14 protein-coding genes are annotated in these 14,868 nt (G+C 45.0%); 7 read left to right on the top strand and 7 right to left on the bottom strand.

Annotation, left to right across the window (positions count from 1 at the left end; translation table 11 throughout):
* Positions 1–3 precede the first annotated feature (3 nt).
* A complete protein-coding gene (locus R3P39_RS01665) occupies positions 4–339 on the top strand; it encodes a hypothetical protein (protein ID WP_336565275.1) in 336 nt (111 codons plus the stop codon).
* Between the two features lie 11 nt (positions 340–350).
* Here R3P39_RS01665 and R3P39_RS01660 read toward each other — a convergent pair whose 3' ends face one another.
* From R3P39_RS01660 to R3P39_RS01650, 3 genes are all read right to left on the bottom strand, one after another.
* Positions 351–1,025: a DUF4386 family protein gene (locus R3P39_RS01660; protein WP_336565274.1), complete on the bottom strand. Its 675-nt coding sequence runs from the start codon at positions 1,023–1,025 to the stop codon at positions 351–353.
* Between the two features lie 289 nt (positions 1,026–1,314).
* On the bottom strand, positions 1,315–2,457 hold the full coding sequence (locus R3P39_RS01655; protein WP_336565273.1) for a S8 family serine peptidase: 1,143 nt from the start codon (positions 2,455–2,457) through the stop codon (positions 1,315–1,317).
* Between the two features lie 417 nt (positions 2,458–2,874).
* Positions 2,875–3,756, bottom strand: a complete 882-nt coding sequence (locus R3P39_RS01650) for a LysR family transcriptional regulator (RefSeq protein ID WP_336565272.1) — start codon at positions 3,754–3,756, stop codon at positions 2,875–2,877.
* A gap of 98 nt (positions 3,757–3,854) precedes the next feature.
* On the opposite strand from R3P39_RS01650, the gene R3P39_RS01645 reads away from it, so the two are divergent.
* Complete coding sequence (locus tag R3P39_RS01645) at positions 3,855–5,024, top strand: MFS transporter (protein ID WP_442962075.1); 1,170 nt, start codon at positions 3,855–3,857, stop codon at positions 5,022–5,024.
* Positions 5,025–5,029: 5 nt separating this feature from the next.
* Positions 5,030–5,584 carry a GNAT family N-acetyltransferase gene (locus tag R3P39_RS01640; protein WP_336565270.1) on the top strand — a complete coding sequence of 185 codons (555 nt, stop codon included), beginning with the start codon at positions 5,030–5,032 and terminating at the stop codon, positions 5,582–5,584.
* Here the strand turns inward: R3P39_RS01640 and R3P39_RS01635 are convergent.
* Positions 5,581–8,187, bottom strand: a complete 2,607-nt coding sequence (locus R3P39_RS01635) for an ExeM/NucH family extracellular endonuclease (RefSeq protein ID WP_336565269.1) — start codon at positions 8,185–8,187, stop codon at positions 5,581–5,583. The two genes, R3P39_RS01640 and R3P39_RS01635, sit on opposite strands and share 4 nt — an antisense overlap.
* 224 nt (positions 8,188–8,411) lie before the next feature.
* On the opposite strand from R3P39_RS01635, the gene R3P39_RS01630 reads away from it, so the two are divergent.
* The 4 genes from R3P39_RS01630 to R3P39_RS01615 all read left to right on the top strand — a co-directional run bounded on the left by R3P39_RS01630 (position 8,412) and on the right by R3P39_RS01615 (position 12,459).
* Positions 8,412–9,167, top strand: coding sequence for a substrate-binding periplasmic protein (locus R3P39_RS01630; protein ID WP_336565268.1), 756 nt, complete (start codon positions 8,412–8,414; stop codon positions 9,165–9,167).
* 86 nt (positions 9,168–9,253) lie between these two features.
* Positions 9,254–11,251, top strand: a complete 1,998-nt coding sequence (locus tag R3P39_RS01625) for an alpha-amylase (RefSeq protein ID WP_336565267.1) — start codon at positions 9,254–9,256, stop codon at positions 11,249–11,251.
* Positions 11,252–11,446: 195 nt separating this feature from the next.
* Positions 11,447–11,989 (top strand): type 1 glutamine amidotransferase domain-containing protein, encoded by a 543-nt coding sequence (locus R3P39_RS01620; RefSeq protein WP_336565266.1) that lies wholly within the window; start codon positions 11,447–11,449, stop codon positions 11,987–11,989.
* An 8-nt stretch (positions 11,990–11,997) separates the two neighbouring features.
* Positions 11,998–12,459: a pyridoxamine 5'-phosphate oxidase family protein gene (locus R3P39_RS01615; protein WP_336565265.1), complete on the top strand. Its 462-nt coding sequence runs from the start codon at positions 11,998–12,000 to the stop codon at positions 12,457–12,459.
* Between the two features lie 62 nt (positions 12,460–12,521).
* Here the strand turns inward: R3P39_RS01615 and cspE are convergent, their stop codons facing one another.
* The 3 genes from cspE to R3P39_RS01600 all read right to left on the bottom strand — a co-directional run bounded on the left by cspE (position 12,522) and on the right by R3P39_RS01600 (position 14,755).
* Positions 12,522–12,734 (bottom strand): transcription antiterminator/RNA stability regulator CspE, encoded by a 213-nt coding sequence (gene cspE / locus R3P39_RS01610; protein WP_336565264.1) that lies wholly within the window; start codon positions 12,732–12,734, stop codon positions 12,522–12,524.
* Between the two features lie 323 nt (positions 12,735–13,057).
* Positions 13,058–13,927 (bottom strand): MBL fold metallo-hydrolase, encoded by an 870-nt coding sequence (locus tag R3P39_RS01605; RefSeq protein ID WP_336565263.1) that lies wholly within the window; start codon positions 13,925–13,927, stop codon positions 13,058–13,060.
* 33 nt (positions 13,928–13,960) lie between these two features.
* Entirely contained in the window at positions 13,961–14,755 is a 795-nt protein-coding gene (locus R3P39_RS01600; protein WP_336565262.1) for a substrate-binding periplasmic protein, read from the bottom strand.
* Positions 14,756–14,868: the final 113 nt, after the last annotated feature.

The raw sequence follows: 14,868 nt of genomic DNA, 5'->3' as shown, positions 1-14,868 counted from the left end.
ACTATGAATAAACAACGGGCGCTAGTTGAGTATGTCACTTTTGGTTCTCACAAAGAGCAAGCATTAACTGTTTTATTGAGTGACCCAGAGCTTGTGGCTCTGACATTGACTAAAGTAGACTTGGCTCAGGTGCTGCAAAAGTATCAACAAGGTGTGATTGATGCCGATGAGTTAACCTTGTGGGCGAGTTTTGTGGATATGAGAGATGAAATCGATTGCTCAGCAGTAGAAGACTACATATATGCACTTAATAATGAGGAGTTGATGCAGATTCTGTTGCTAAAATGCTCGAACTGTTGGCCACTTAGCCCGCTTAACAGCAAGCGGGTTAAGGCCTGAAACGGGTTATTTTAAGCTTGCTTTTGCTCTTTTAGCATCGCGATCCCAAGAGCAATAAACCAAACAATTTGGCCAAGGCCAAAAATGGCCGTGGTGACGCCAAAGAAAGGGTTATCGGTGAGAAAGGATAATCCAGAAAACAAGGTTAGTACGCCTGCGACGCCAACTAATACACCCCAAAAATGCAGCAGTTTAGGCCAAACCCGGTGCTTGATCCCGGCATAGCTAATTGCCAGAACCCACACCGCCCCAACCAACTCAATTCCACCACCAAGGGCGTCTACCACAATCGATATGGTGCGGTTGATAACCAGAGCCTGTTCCGGATCGCTGCCATGAAATTTGGCAATAGCGCTAATGCTGCTAAGGAAAATCATGGTGCTGGATAATACTATTGCAGCCCATATATAACCTACCGCAGCAGTGTAATGACTTAAATTTGGGGTTAAACTTTGAAACCTTCGATATATTGCTTGAACTAGCAGCAGTAAAGCAAAGCTGAAAATAATGCCAATAACGATATAACCCATAAAAAAGGTGTCACGTTGCGCGATAAAGTAGCTTAAGTAGCCTTCAGGTGTATCGTATTGACTGCTGTCTAATACCGCAAAAAATAACACAAACCCAAATAAATAGGTTATTGCCAGAGTAACAGCAGCGACGCCGCCATAGCTTTGTATCTTCATGGTAATGGTTTTCTTAGAAGTGTCTACTATTTGGCCATTACCTTAGCATAACCACTTAAAAGCCCTAGCGATTTTTAGCGCTATTTGTAACCAAAGTTGTCAGTGAGTAACAATGTGACATGTAAAGTGCAGTGTTAAGTTGGCAAGCGCTAGGTTGCCTAATACCTTTTATAAATAGTGAACAATAACATGCTGTTTGTAAGCAACGACTCTTAGCGATAAAGAAGTGTTTAAGTCTTTGAGTATGAAAAAAGGCACCAAAACGGTGCCTCACTTGGGGGGACGAAAGTTATAGATGAACAATACTGTCGGCGTTGCCATCTGGGTCATTGATGGCTTTACCGTCCGTGCCCGGGTTGCCATTACGCATCATGATAACGGCACAGGCCGCTGGTGATGGCATTGAAGTACCCGACATCGTTGTGGTGCCACCGCCGTTACGGGTAGATAAAATGCTTACGCCAGGAGCTGCATAGTCCACTGGTGGATTGCCATAGTTAGAAAAGCTGGCAAAAGTATCATTCGAGTCAGTTGCTGAAATCGTATATACGTTATTATGCGACGCACTTGCAGGCGACACATTCGACGCATGCTGACTCTCATTACCTGCTGCTACGACAAAAAATGCACCTGATTGTTGCGCGGCACTTTCAACTGCATCATTGAGTTCTTGGTTAAACCCACCACCCAAACTCATGTTGGCGCAGTCACCCGGGTTGGCATTGACAGCAACATGATCGATACCTGCAATCACCCCTGACCAGCTGCCAGAACCGCGCGAGTCTAATACTTTTACTGGGACAACTGTGGCACCTGCGGCGACACCTACTACGTCAATGCCATTATTTAGCGCACCGATGGTACCGGCAACGTGTGTGCCATGGCCATTGCCATCATCAACACCTGCGTCTTTGCCCTTAGTAAATGCTGAAAAGCCACGGCCGCTATCGACGTTCAGATCAGCATGATCGACATCAATACCCGTGTCTAATACCCAAGCTGTGTAGCCGCTGCCATCCACTGGACCACCCACGCGGGTTACACTCCATGGCGTTTCTTGAGGTCCACTGCCGCCGCCACCAGGCTTGCCTTTTTTGGCGGCTGGGTTAGCGTAAACCTTACCATCTGGGGTAAAGCGCATAATGCCATCATCGCCTGCAAATGCTTGTTTGGCTTTATCACAACTCATGTTCACAGCCATGCCTTTGATGGTATTTTTATAAATGTGTTTAGCTTGGGCATTGGCTCTGGCAACCATGCCTCTGGCTTTACCGGTGACATCAAACTTTGAAATGTCATCATTAAATCGAACAATACAGGTGTTTGCGATTTCTGCATCAACTGCTGCCCCTTGATACGTTGCATCTTGTGCAAAAGCGTTAGACATACTCAATGCTGTAAGGACAGATAAAGTTAGAATCGATTTTTTCATCTTGTTGTTCCTATTATATTTATAGTTAATAATTAACCTTGTAAACGGTTTTGAAACAAAATTGGCCAATAGTTAACAATTCTCAAAGTTATAATAGAAAAAAGATCTGGGTTTTCCATTTTAGGTGCATAAATCAGTACGAGGAACAGCCCAATTTTTTAGATTTATTTCTTTATTTATTATTTGCTTAAGTGATTTTTAAGGTGGCTAGATTGAGCTTTTTTCGCGAGGGTAGTGTTTGGTGTTTTTGTTTATTAAGTGTTTCATTTTTGTTTGTTTTGGAGCTCTGGAAGTCGATGTGCCCAAGCGTAAATGAGCCAAGGGAGGAGTCAATCAATGTACTGTTTGCACCAAGTGAGTCTTACCCAAACAGACGCCATCAACAGTAAATAAATACCACAGCATCTTAACTGCTTATTACTCTCTTAATGAGGCCTTTAAGTGGTCGATAAATAACTGTGTTTTATAAGGGGTATAAGTTGCTTTGGGGTAGTAGGCCCAGAGTTGCTTGGTTTCAGACTTTAACTGAGGCAGTACAGGTACCAGCAGTGCTTGTTGCAACTCTTTTTGAATATAGGCTGGTGAAATAAAAATAAGCCCTAACCCCTGAACTGCGGCGCTCAGCATGGCATCGAGCTGATCGGAGACAAAGTTGTAATTATCAAATTGAAATACCTCGCTATTTTCCAAAATAATGCCTCCCAATTTATGGTAATAACTACTTAACAACATCTTATGCTGTTTTAAGTCGGCAACGGTGGTAATGGCAGGGTGTTGGCGAAGATAATGGGGGGCGCCAAAAACTTGCATTTGATAATCAATGAGCCGACTGCCTTTATGTGCTGCAGAATCAAACGCCTCATAATAACGGGTGATCACTAAGTCATGGTTAAGATCGGGGTGCTCGCCAGGAGCTAACACATTTAGATGGATATTAAGTTGCTGATATTGCTGTAAAAACGTTTTAATGATTGGCATTAATAACGTACTCCCAACAGCAAGCGTAGAGGCAATGCGCAAGTTACCTGTTGGCGTTTGGTTTAATGTTTGTGCTTGATCTTGCAAACTATCAAACTGCTGTAACCACAATGCCGCTTTGGGTAAAAAGGCCTGTCCGGCCTCAGTAAGACTTAGCTGACGTGTGGTACGAATAAATAAGCTCAGCCCTAATTGCTTTTCCAACCAGTCAATGCGTTTGCTCATTGCCGAAGCCGAGACTGATTCAACCTCTGCTGCTCTAGTAAAGCTCCCTTGTTCTACTAGGGTATTAAAACTTCTTACTGCCGTTAGCCAGTCCATTATTGTTTCCTAAAAGGAATAAGTGTTTTAAATATTACCCTGTTTTTCAGACATTAAAAGGGCAGTATGATCAACTTATTGTTGATGCTTAGGAGGTGATGGTGTTTCAGGTTGTATTTTTAGCGGTATTGTTAATGTCGTGCTCGCAACTGGCGAGTCAAATATACGTGCCAGTATTGCCTGACATTACTCACTCCTTATCGCTTTCACCAAGCCTCGCACAAGCTGCAGTGATCAGTTACTTTACCACGTTGGGTGCGACACAACTGTTGGTTGGGCCATTACGAGATAAATACGGCGATAGACCGCTGTTTCTGGTCGGCCTGGGCACTTTGGCTATGGGTACGGTGTTGTGCTCATTGGCCTATAATGCCCAGACCTTTTTTATTGGTCGGGTATTGCAAGGGATGGGGGCGGCAGCACCGGTGTTAATTGGCCGTACTATGCTGGCGGCAAATTTATCTGGAGCACAATTGAAAAGTGCCATGGCAACCTTAGCCATGTCAGTAAGTGTGACGGCCATTTGCAGTCCATTCTTGGCAGGGTTGTTATCCAGCTGGGTGGGGTGGCACGGCATGTCTTGGTTTGCGGCTGCCTACTATGTTGTGATTGTTATTTATGGCCTCAAAGTATTGCCGCAAAGTAGCACGGCGAGCGTATCCTTAAGGCCCAGTGCATTATTTTTCCAATATCAAACTTTGCTGTGCAATCGCTCATTTATTTCTTTGGCTGCGCTGAAATGGTTACCAACGTTTTTGTATTTAACCATACAGCTTTATCTGCCTTTTTTGTTATCACAACAGTTTGGTTTTAATGCCAAAGAAATAGGCCAAGCGATGATGCTACCCATGCTGGGATTACTGTTCGGCTCCAGCCTAACCAAGCTACTACAAAAACGTCATAGCTACTTGGATATCGTGATTTGGACTTGGCCGGCGCTGGCTGTCAGTGTGGTTCTGCTATTTAGTGGCAGTGACAGTGCCTATGCTGTGCTAATGGCTTATGCTGCAATTATGTTGGTGTTTGGTGCTTACTTTCCCAGTTACATGCACTTAATAGGTATTATGCACCCAGAAAAAGCCGGCACTGCCAATGCCCTGGTTGGCGCCATTGAATTATTATTTTTCTCAGCATTGGCATGGCTTATGAACAAGTGGTTACTAAGTGGCACTGAGTCGTTGGCATTGTTAGTGCTCATTTGTGCAGCGCTGTTGTTTATGACTTGGCGACATCTGCGCGTAACCGCCTTTGGCGCGACCTGTGAATAGGAGTCATGATGCTATTTGAAACCCCTCGGCTACGTATTCGTCCTATGAAGATGACGGATCTTGAGGCGGTCTATCAGCATCGCAAAAACCCTGATACCGCAAAATATATCGGCCCTCCCGCCACCAGGGCAACGGCCAAGGCTCGGTTAGAGCAGGCCTGTCAAAACTGGCAAGGCAGAGTAGATGAAAAGCGTATTCTGGCCATCGAGCTAAAGCACAGTCAGCTGCTAATTGGTGAGTTGGTGTTTAAGTATACAAGTGAAGATAAGAAATGTGGAGAAATTGGCTTTCGCTTAGCCGCAGAGCAGATTGGTAAGGGTTATGGGTTTGAGGCTGCCGATGCGCTTATCCAATGGCTGTTTAACCACACCCCGATCCAGGTGATCAGTGCCGTATGTGCCAAAGAGAACGTAAAGTCTCAGCAGTTAATGTGTCGACTTGGAATGGTTTGTCATGACTTGCAAAGAAGCAAGTTGTCATTAAATGGCAAGCTTCATGATGCTTTGGTTTATAACCTAAAAAGAGGGGAGGCGAACAATGCCTCCCCAGCATCAGCTTAGTTTGCTTTAGTTGCTTTATACTTCAACGTGACGTTGTAGTAAGGCAAAATTCCGCGTAGGCGGAAGTTCCATTTACCGGCGGCAGGCTGCGTAAAAGTACAGCTTTCTTCACTGCCCCAAAGGTATGGGCGACAATCGTACCTGAAGAAGTTAGGCATCTTTTTATGGCGCACATATAAGTCAGCTTCACCTTGGCCAGAAATAGACACTTCAAGGGTATCAAAGCCTTCAGGTAGCGTAATTGCACGTTGTTGCCACCAGAACCAACCAGCAAGACCGCTAAACTCACCTTCGATAACAGTTGGCTCTCTAGCCAGTGTTAAATCAATGACCACCGGGTCGTGATCGGAAGCACGGTACGCATGCTCGGCGTACAAGCTCGCTTGGTGGGTGTCTGATTTATACTCGGTATTGTAGTCAAGCGCTACAGGTTCATCGGCATTAATGTGCCAGTCTGTTACTGACTGTATTTTTGCCATCATGCTGCTTGAGGCAAAGGCATGATCTAGGCTACCAATGCGGCCTTTGTAGACATAGGAGTAATCGAAGCTATTGCCATTAAGGGTTTGTTTGATATTGTCAAAACCGTTGCTGACGAAAGTCTTGATGGGATCTTCTTGGGCATAGGCATTCATATCACCAAGAATAATAACATCCTCATCGGCGACGCCAGTTGGGTTACTACCTAACCATTGGGATAATGTATTTACCGCAGTAACTCGAGTTTGGTTCCAACAGCCTTGGCCATCGTTTTGATCTTGATCTAAGCCTTCAGCGCGACTGCAGCTGCCTTTTGAACGAAGGTGCGCCATTACTACGGTGAAAGTCTCTTCACTGTGAAGGTCTTTGAATGTTTGCACCACAGGTGGACGGTTGCCGTAATCAAATGGTACTTGCTCAGTGAATGCCGCTGTGCCGATTTCACTGACTTTATTGCTGCGATAAATAATGCCAGAAGTAATGGCATCGCCGCCCACTTGCTCAGTATTGAGGTTAACAAAAGCATAGGTATTATTACTGTCTTGGGCATTAAGGGCGTTTACCAAGTCGGCAATGGCACTGAATTCACCAAATCCATCATTTTCAACTTCTAATAAGCCAATAATATCGGCATCTAGGGCTGTGATCGCCGCCAGTGTTTTGGCTTTTTGACGCGCAAACTCTTCTAGATTATCGGCACCACGAGGGGTTGGGAAACCGCTACCTTGACCGTCGCCATTAAAGTAGTTTAAGACGTTAAAGCTGGCAATACGTAAGTCGCCACGCTGCTCTAATTGAGGCGCGTCAGTACGCATGTTGGTGTTGATAAAGTTTGGTTTAGTGCTAGGGTGCACGCGGTATTGGCCGTAGCCATAAGCCAGCACGCCTTCTACACCAGTGACGGTATCGCCCAATCGTAAGGTGTTGTAGGCATCCAAAGTGGGCGCCGGGTATGGGATCACCTCAGGGTTTTGTGCCGAAGAGCCATCATCGAGTAGTATTTCTTTGTCTTTGTTTGCAGCTTCCAGTGCGTTAGCGGCATCACCAGGTTGTGCAATTTGCGTGGCTTGATATAAACGTTCTGTTGCAAGGCGCACTTCACCATAGCGTTTTAGGCCGTAGGTGTCGTTAACAACCAGATCATTATTAATGGCAATATACATGCCTTCGTACGCTTCCAAGCCATTATCAGCAGGCAGGCTTACGTTGATGGCCGCAACGCTTGCAGTGCCGCACAGGGTTAGGTCGTCGATGCGGTTTAACTGTGTTTGGCCATACTTCTCTTCAACTGTACCACGCACTTTTACCACATCACCTGGGCGTACCTGAGTATCGGTATAATAAACAAAGAGGCCTTCAGAGGTGGCATTATTGTTATCTTTATCGCTTAACTCTTCTTGAATAAAGAAACCTTTTAGGCCACCGCTTTGTTGCATACTGGCGGTGACAACCGCTTCGACCTCTACGACTTCTCCTGTCAGTGGGCTGGCTTGAGCTGCACCTTGAATGGCACTAATTAAGGTGTTGTTTTGACCACAAACAAGCGGCTCTGGCTCGGGCACATCAGCGCCATTCATATGACTACCTAGATTGCTGAAATCGTCCCTCGCAAATACTTGCCACTGCCCTTCGCCAACAAAAGGGGCTGTTGCATCAACTCGACCAGTAGTAATTGCGGGATCTCTAACAAGGGTTCTGTCTTTTGTTCTGATTTCACCATCAATCCACTCTGAGTCTACTTCAACACCAAGCTGTCCAAAGCTGTCAACAATGGTGTCGTTCAGGGTCAGGGTAATGGCATCGTTACCATTAAATGAAGTACTGTTACTGATGAGCTGTGCTTTTTCTTGCAGTTCGGCTGCTGCACGACCATGAGCGATCACATACGTTGACTTTGCAGCCAGTTCACCACTGAGTGCAATGTTGCGACCTGCTTGTGTTTCGCCATTGAAAAATAAGTTTAGGGCATAGCCATCAAGGTTAATGGCTGAGTCAGAGCCATTATAAAGCTCAATGGCTTTGTTATAGCTACTGCCCTCAACGTACTCTGAGATTATTACTTCAGCGCTGGCATTTAGGCACACCAATGCAATTGCTGAAGATAATATAGATTTTTTAATCATTTTTTTATTCCCGTGTATTTAAAATGCCCGAGTCTTTGCTCGGTCGCGGTATTTTAGACTTTGTTGATGACAATTCAATTAAAGGTTACTTTCTATTTACATTGGTTTACAGTTCATTGGGGAGAGGGGACAAATATCGTTGAAATTTCTGCCATGATTATTTTCTCGGGAAAGGCGCGAAAAGCCGGCTATAGTTATTACAAGGTGAGGCAGAGGGGACAAAGGTGTGGTCAACTAAAGCATTAACGGCTTATGTCATCTTGTTTGCAGCAAGCTTTGGACTGAATGCTAAGCCTGAGGTAACTGGGGCGCATAATTTATGGCCGCCATATCTTATTGATAAGCAAAGGGGGTTTGCTAATGAGGTGGTGAGCCTAGCGTTAAAGCAGCAAGGACACTCGTTTCGCTTTTTAGCGACACCATTTAGTCGGGCAATGCGCTTAGCTCTGGCTGGCAAAGTGGATATTATACCGGCGTTATGGTGGTCTGAATCCCGTGCTGAGCAATTCTTGTTCAGCGAACCCTACTATATAAACCGCTTAATTTTGGTAACCAAAAACAACCGTTTTTTGCACTTAAAACAAATTAGTGAATTAAGCGGGTCGCGAACCTGTGTTATTCGTGGCTATCGCTCAGAGCAAGTCTTGAGTGCTGTAGCGCATTTGCACATCGAGAAATTAACCACCCCAAAAGCCTGTTTATCGCAGCTGTACCGAGGCCGAGTGGATGCTGTGGTGATCGACGAGTTAGTGTTTTTATATCTGCAAAATCAATATGGTCATTTTGCTAAACTGCAAATGCGCGACGTAACCATTGCCAAGTGGCCGCTTCATATAGGCGTGAACAAATCTCACCCTCATGCTGAAACGATTTTAACTGCCTTTAATCAAGGGTTTGCAAAGATTAAAAGCAACGGTGAATTTGAGTTAGTTTTACAAAAGTACCTCCTTGAAGGCTTGGCCGCACCAGTGCACCCTTAAGTTTTACCACTTGTGCATACGTATTCAATAGATTGTTTAATTATTGTGTCTATATTGTGAAATCTGTATGAATAAGAGACGCAATAATGATAAAACACAGATTTAACCACACTGTCGCTGGGCTGTTACTAGCCAGTTGTTTCTTGCCTGCTGCTGCTCAACCTCAAGGGGAGGCAACCACATTCGTCCATTTATTCGAATGGTCTTGGTCTGATGTTGCCACTGAATGTGAAACCTTTCTGGGGCCTAAGGGCTATGCCGCGGTGCAAGTATCGCCGCCGAATGAGCATATTACAGGAGACACTTGGTGGACACGATATCAGCCCGTGAGCTATGAACTGGTGAGTCGCGGCGGTAGTCGCGCTGAATTTGCTGATATGGTCAGCCGCTGCAACGCCGCCGGTGTCGATGTCTATGCGGTGATTAACCATATGGCTCATGGCAGTGGTCAAGGTGTGGCAGGTAACAGCTATGGCAACAAAGAGTACCCGAATTACTCCGCGCAAGATTTCCATCCAAGCTGTGCCATTAACCCTGAAGACTATGGCAACGATCCGTGGCGGGTTCAGCATTGTGAGTTGGTGGGCCTACACGACCTCGATACCGACGCCCACTATGTCCAAACAACCTTGGCAAACTACCTCAATGATTTATTAAGTCTGGGCGTGGCAGGTTTTCGTCTTGATGCCAGTAAACATATGCCGGCCAGTGATATTGGCGATATCTTAGCTAAGTTACAGTACACACCCTTGGTGTTTCAGGAAGTGATAGATCAAGGTGGCGAAGCCGTATCTGCAGCAGAATATCAAGGTAATGGTTTGGTGACAGAGTTCAAATACAGTGTGAAATTAGGAGAAACATTCAAACAAGGAAAGTTGGCATGGTTACGTAATTTTGGTGAAGCTTGGGGCATGATGCCAAGCTATAAGGCCGTGGTGTTCACCGATAACCATGACAACCAGCGCGGTCACGGTGGCGCTGGAAATATCGTTACTTTTCATGATGGTAAACTCTATGACTTAGCCAATGTGTTTATGCTGGCATACCCCTATGGCTATCCTAAGGTGATGTCGAGCTATGAGTTTAATAGCGATACTGATGCCGGAGGCCCTGGCGTTGCTGTACACGATGGCAATAACGTAAATTGTACTGCGGCTTTATGGCAATGTGAGCATCGCAGAGCGATGATCGCAGGCGCGATGCAGTTTCGCAATCACACCAATGGAGATTGGAGCGTGCGCCATTGGTGGGATAACGGCAATAACCAAATTGCATTTTCGCGAGGTGAGTTAGGCTTTGTGGCGATAAACCGTGAAAACACAGCAATGGATAACACACTACAAACCGGTCTTGCTTCTGGACGCTATTGCGATGTCTTAACTGGCGAGTTAAGGAATGCGCACTGCACTGGACGCATCGTTGAAGTGGACGCTAATGGCTTTGCTGCTGTTCAAATTGAGGCGATGGACGCCATTGCCATTCATCATAAGGCTAAAATAGACAGTGGTTCAGACAATGCGGACTGGCAAAGAACCTTGGTATTTATTAAGGCTGCAACGCAAGCGGGTGAAGACCTATTTATCCGTGGTGGATTGGATTATGATGCGGCATTAGCACGTGGTGTTGACTGTTACAGCCAACCGCAAGCCTGTCGTATTGCAATTAAACATTTGAATCATCGTAATGCGACCACCCGTGATTGGAAGCAAGGAGATAACTACTTAGACTGGTTGGGAGCTGAGCCGAATCAATCGAGTGAAGCTATGGGCAGTGCATTAGATTGGACAACCGACCAATGGCCCAGTAGTTGGGGGGAAGTAAAAAGTTATGCCACAGACGGCTTTGGTGTGATGGCGCTGAATACTTGGGGACCACATTACTGGTTACTTGAAGTGGACATGGACTGTAGCCAAACCCATCAGGGCTGGTTCGAAGTGAAAGCCTTTATTGAAAATGGCGTTGGCTGGGAGGGCGACATAGCACAAGCGGGTCGACCCTATAACAGCAATAACCATTTTGCTCAGTGTGGCAAAGTGAACGTCTTTGAGTTTGGTGAAAACAGTTATATACATCAGCCACTTTAAGCCTTGTGCGCCTAGCTGCATGACTTGCAGCTAGGCGCTAAGTAAAAGTGATATTGGCAAAGTTACACAGGTCTTCATGTAATCTTTACATTGTAAACACGGATTAAAAATTAAACACAATAAAAACAATGGGTTACTGGTGGCATCAATAGTGCTTTAACTCTTACAGCGAAATTGATGAGAGGAGTGCTATTTATGTCACACAGCAATCAAAAGTCGGTGGCTATTTTGGCCACTGATGGTTTTGAACAAAGTGAACTGTTAGAACCAAAACGCGCACTAGAGCAGGCCGGATTTAACGTTGACGTAATTTCATTGCAAGCCGGTAAAATCATCGGCTGGGATAAAAACGACTGGGGCGAGCAGGTGAGCGTTGATCTGACCCTAGACAATGCATACGCCAGTCAATATCAAGCACTTGTGTTACCCGGTGGCTTAATCAATCCAGATACTCTGCGCCAACATAAAGCCGCGATTGAGTTTGTTCGCGCCTTTTCTGAGTATGGCGATAAGCGTCCAATCGCTGCCATATGTCATGGCCCTTGGTTATTAGCCGAAGCCAACATTGTTGAAGGTAAACGTCTGACTTCCTTTGCCAGTATTCAAACGGACTTAAAAAACGCAGGGGCTCAGTGGGTTGATGAGCAGGTGGTACAAGACGATAACGTGATCACCAGTCGCACGCCCGCAGACTTAGAAGCCTTCAACAACAGATTAATCCAAGCAATAAGTGCATAGGAGGAAACATGGCAGACATTAAGAAAAATTTTTGGTTGGCACTGAGTGATAGTCCTAACGTGATGATTGGTCTTCATGGAGATAATCACCATCATGAGCCAATGCGAGCACATCTTGATAAAGGAGCCAATGGCGAGTTCTGGTTTTTCACCACTAAAAGTAACCGTATTGCTAAGTGTGGTAAGGCCTCAGCACAATTTTCTAGTAAGGATCATAAGGTGTTTGCAAGTCTCCACGGACAACTGGTTGAAGAAACGCGGCAAGAATTAATTGATCAACATTGGTCGCGGCAAGTTGAAAGCTGGTATGAAAAAGGCAAAGACGATCCAGAGCTCATTATGTTGCGCTTTGAACTAGAAGACATCGAATTATGGCACGTTGACCCTGAGGTAAAAGGGTTAGTGAAATTAGCGATGGGTAAAAATGTGAGCCCCGAGGAAATGGGTGAACACAGTAAAGTAGAGTTTTAGAAAAGCGTATTTAACAGGATTTGTAAGAGCTAGAGAAGACTCTAGCTCTTGCGTATTAGTTATTAGCTAACTACTACGTTGCTCGCTTGAGGGCCTTTTTGACCTTCTTCAACGGTAAACGATACAGTTTGACCTTCTGTAAGCGTTTTGAAACCATCAGAAACGATTGAACGGAAGTGTACGAATACGTCTTTGCCGCCATTTTCCTGAGTGATGAAACCAAAACCTTTTTCTTCGTTAAACCATTTTACTACGCCAGTAACTGTATTAGACATAATTGAAACCTTTTTAAAAAATAATATATGAGGTGGAAAACCACCGGTAAAGCGATAGATAAAACTTAGCTAGTAACGCAGGTGTATATCTATAAACGACTTTAAAAAAAGGTGTGTAAAGAGTAACAGTGCAGCAGTAGTAAGAGCTTTAATATCTAAAGCGTGTACATAGTAGCTTGGTTGTAGTGCCTTGTCTATCAATGATTTAGTTTATTTTACGAGTTTGCTTTTAAGTTGATTAAAATCAGCAGGCTACGAACTCAAGTATTTCATGGATGATGCCGGGCAATAGCGCCTCGCCGTTACCCGGACTAAAAACACGGTTACTTTTGGCTTAAACTGCGATAAAACAGTGTAGTTACACGCTCTTGCGGTAGCCAATTTGCGTACTTAAGTGCCAACTTATCTAACGGCTTGGCGGCAACAACCGTTTCTAAATCAACGCCTCCCTTCATTACTGCTAGCATAATCGCTCTTGCCTCATTAAGCAGCGCTAAGTATTGAGTTAACCCTTGTTTATCAGTGACCTTACCATGGCCTGGTATCACAATCGTTTTATCGTCTATGCGGCTTAACACATCTTCTACTGCAGCAATAACGCCATCTAAAGAGCCACCACTGTCTACATCAATGAACGGCAAACTGCCAAGGTTGAAATAAATGTCTCCCATATGGACGGCATTGGCGTTGCTATAAAATATGACTGCATCACCGTCAGTATGGGCATGGTGATAGTGCCATAAGTGGGCATGTTCATTGTTGAAATGCAATTTCATATCGCTGCCAAACGATAAGGTTGGTAGAAAATCAGACCCCTCACCATGTTTCTGCTCAAGACGCTGATAGACATTGTGGTGAGCTATGACATGGCTACCAGCTTGGGAAAAGTTTTCGTTGCCACCGGTGTGGTCGCCATGATGGTGAGTATTGATAACAAACTCAGGTGTACCGGGTTGGATCTCACTTATTTTGTTTTTTATTTGTTTGCTTAGTTTGGCAAACTGGTCATCGACCAAGTAAACGCCGTCTTGCCCAGAGCTTATGGCAATATTACCGCCACGGCCATACAAAACATGAAGACCATCCGCGACCTTTACAAGCTCGAAGTCTACCTCATCAGCCCATGAGGGCGTGACCGATGAAACGACAGTGATGACTGAGAAGAGGAGTACTTTGTTAATGAATTTACGCATGTTTTTGCCTTTTTTAATTAAAATTATGAAGCTTTACTCAGTGCTGTTTTCTTTTCTATTGATCACTTGAGTCAGTGCCTCGTCCATTTTTTTTATAAAATCATGCTTAAATGGGTAGCGCTCGTCATACCCCTTTAAGTAGCCAATGTGAGCAGTGCGCCGCATAAGGACTTTGTCCTCCACAAATTTGCTCGTGTCGAGCTCTGGCGCTAAGCGCGCCGGTTTATTAATACCTAACAAGGTGGAGAGCCGATCATTAACGTAGCAATCGATTCTGCCCATAGCCAACTTTTCTATGTTTGAGCGTGTACTTTTGTTTTCCCAGACTTTTATGTAACCCAGTTTTTGTGACTGCATCAGTTCTTCGTCTAAGATCATGTAGCCAGCATTAATGCCAATATTGTAGCTGCGCTCTGGTTTGATATGGGGCAAGCTTTTTAAGCTTACCCCTTGATTGCAAAAAGCCACGACTACCTCCTCTTGTAGTGCTACAGAGTAGGGCCAGATATAAGGGCGTTTTTTGATGTGAATATAGGGGGGCATCAGCGCAAATGCTTCACCGGACTCTAAGGATGAAAGCCCGCGTTTCCAAGGTACGGCTTGTAAGCTAATGGCGTAATCTGGTTCTAATAGCCGAGCCGCTTGCCTTACTATATCAACGTAAATGCCATAGAGTTCACCATTGGCTTGATAGGAGTAAGGTGGGTAGCTGTCATCCACCAAAATGGTCACGCGAGTTGGGCTTTCTAATTGTGGCTTATGCGGACTAGAGTTTGCCACTGCGGCAACAAACAGAATGGTGAGTGATACCAAGCGCACTAAGAGCATGAAATGAAACCCGCTAGTTGACCTTACATTTACTATAGCTGGTTACTGGCAAATATCTAATGGCGGCAACATCGAGCAAATAACAGCGAATGACTCGCTGTTATTTGCTAAGC

This window comes from Pseudoalteromonas sp. UG3-2, from assembly GCF_037120705.1.
In the GTDB taxonomy this organism is placed as follows: domain Bacteria; phylum Pseudomonadota; class Gammaproteobacteria; order Enterobacterales; family Alteromonadaceae; genus Pseudoalteromonas.
The sequence above is the reverse complement of the archived record's forward strand: the minus strand, read 5'-3'. Positions and strand labels throughout refer to the sequence as shown.

What these genes read in the sequence shown, in the direction of transcription:
- R3P39_RS01665 (WP_336565275.1), top strand. Translation starts at nt 4, where the DNA reads ATGAATAAACAACGGGCGCTAGTTGAGTATGTCACTTTTGGTTCTCAC.
- R3P39_RS01660 (WP_336565274.1), bottom strand. Translation starts at nt 1,025, where the DNA reads ATGAAGATACAAAGCTATGGCGGCGTCGCTGCTGTTACTCTGGCAATA.
- R3P39_RS01655 (WP_336565273.1), bottom strand. Translation starts at nt 2,457, where the DNA reads ATGAAAAAATCGATTCTAACTTTATCTGTCCTTACAGCATTGAGTATG.
- R3P39_RS01650 (WP_336565272.1), bottom strand. Translation starts at nt 3,756, where the DNA reads ATGGACTGGCTAACGGCAGTAAGAAGTTTTAATACCCTAGTAGAACAA.
- R3P39_RS01645 (WP_442962075.1), top strand. Translation starts at nt 3,855, where the DNA reads ATGGTGTTTCAGGTTGTATTTTTAGCGGTATTGTTAATGTCGTGCTCG.
- R3P39_RS01640 (WP_336565270.1), top strand. Translation starts at nt 5,030, where the DNA reads ATGATGCTATTTGAAACCCCTCGGCTACGTATTCGTCCTATGAAGATG.
- R3P39_RS01635 (WP_336565269.1), bottom strand. Translation starts at nt 8,187, where the DNA reads ATGATTAAAAAATCTATATTATCTTCAGCAATTGCATTGGTGTGCCTA.
- R3P39_RS01625 (WP_336565267.1), top strand. Translation starts at nt 9,254, where the DNA reads ATGATAAAACACAGATTTAACCACACTGTCGCTGGGCTGTTACTAGCC.
- R3P39_RS01620 (WP_336565266.1), top strand. Translation starts at nt 11,447, where the DNA reads ATGTCACACAGCAATCAAAAGTCGGTGGCTATTTTGGCCACTGATGGT.
- R3P39_RS01615 (WP_336565265.1), top strand. Translation starts at nt 11,998, where the DNA reads ATGGCAGACATTAAGAAAAATTTTTGGTTGGCACTGAGTGATAGTCCT.
- cspE (WP_336565264.1), bottom strand. Translation starts at nt 12,734, where the DNA reads ATGTCTAATACAGTTACTGGCGTAGTAAAATGGTTTAACGAAGAAAAA.
- R3P39_RS01605 (WP_336565263.1), bottom strand. Translation starts at nt 13,927, where the DNA reads ATGCGTAAATTCATTAACAAAGTACTCCTCTTCTCAGTCATCACTGTC.
- R3P39_RS01600 (WP_336565262.1), bottom strand. Translation starts at nt 14,755, where the DNA reads ATGCTCTTAGTGCGCTTGGTATCACTCACCATTCTGTTTGTTGCCGCA.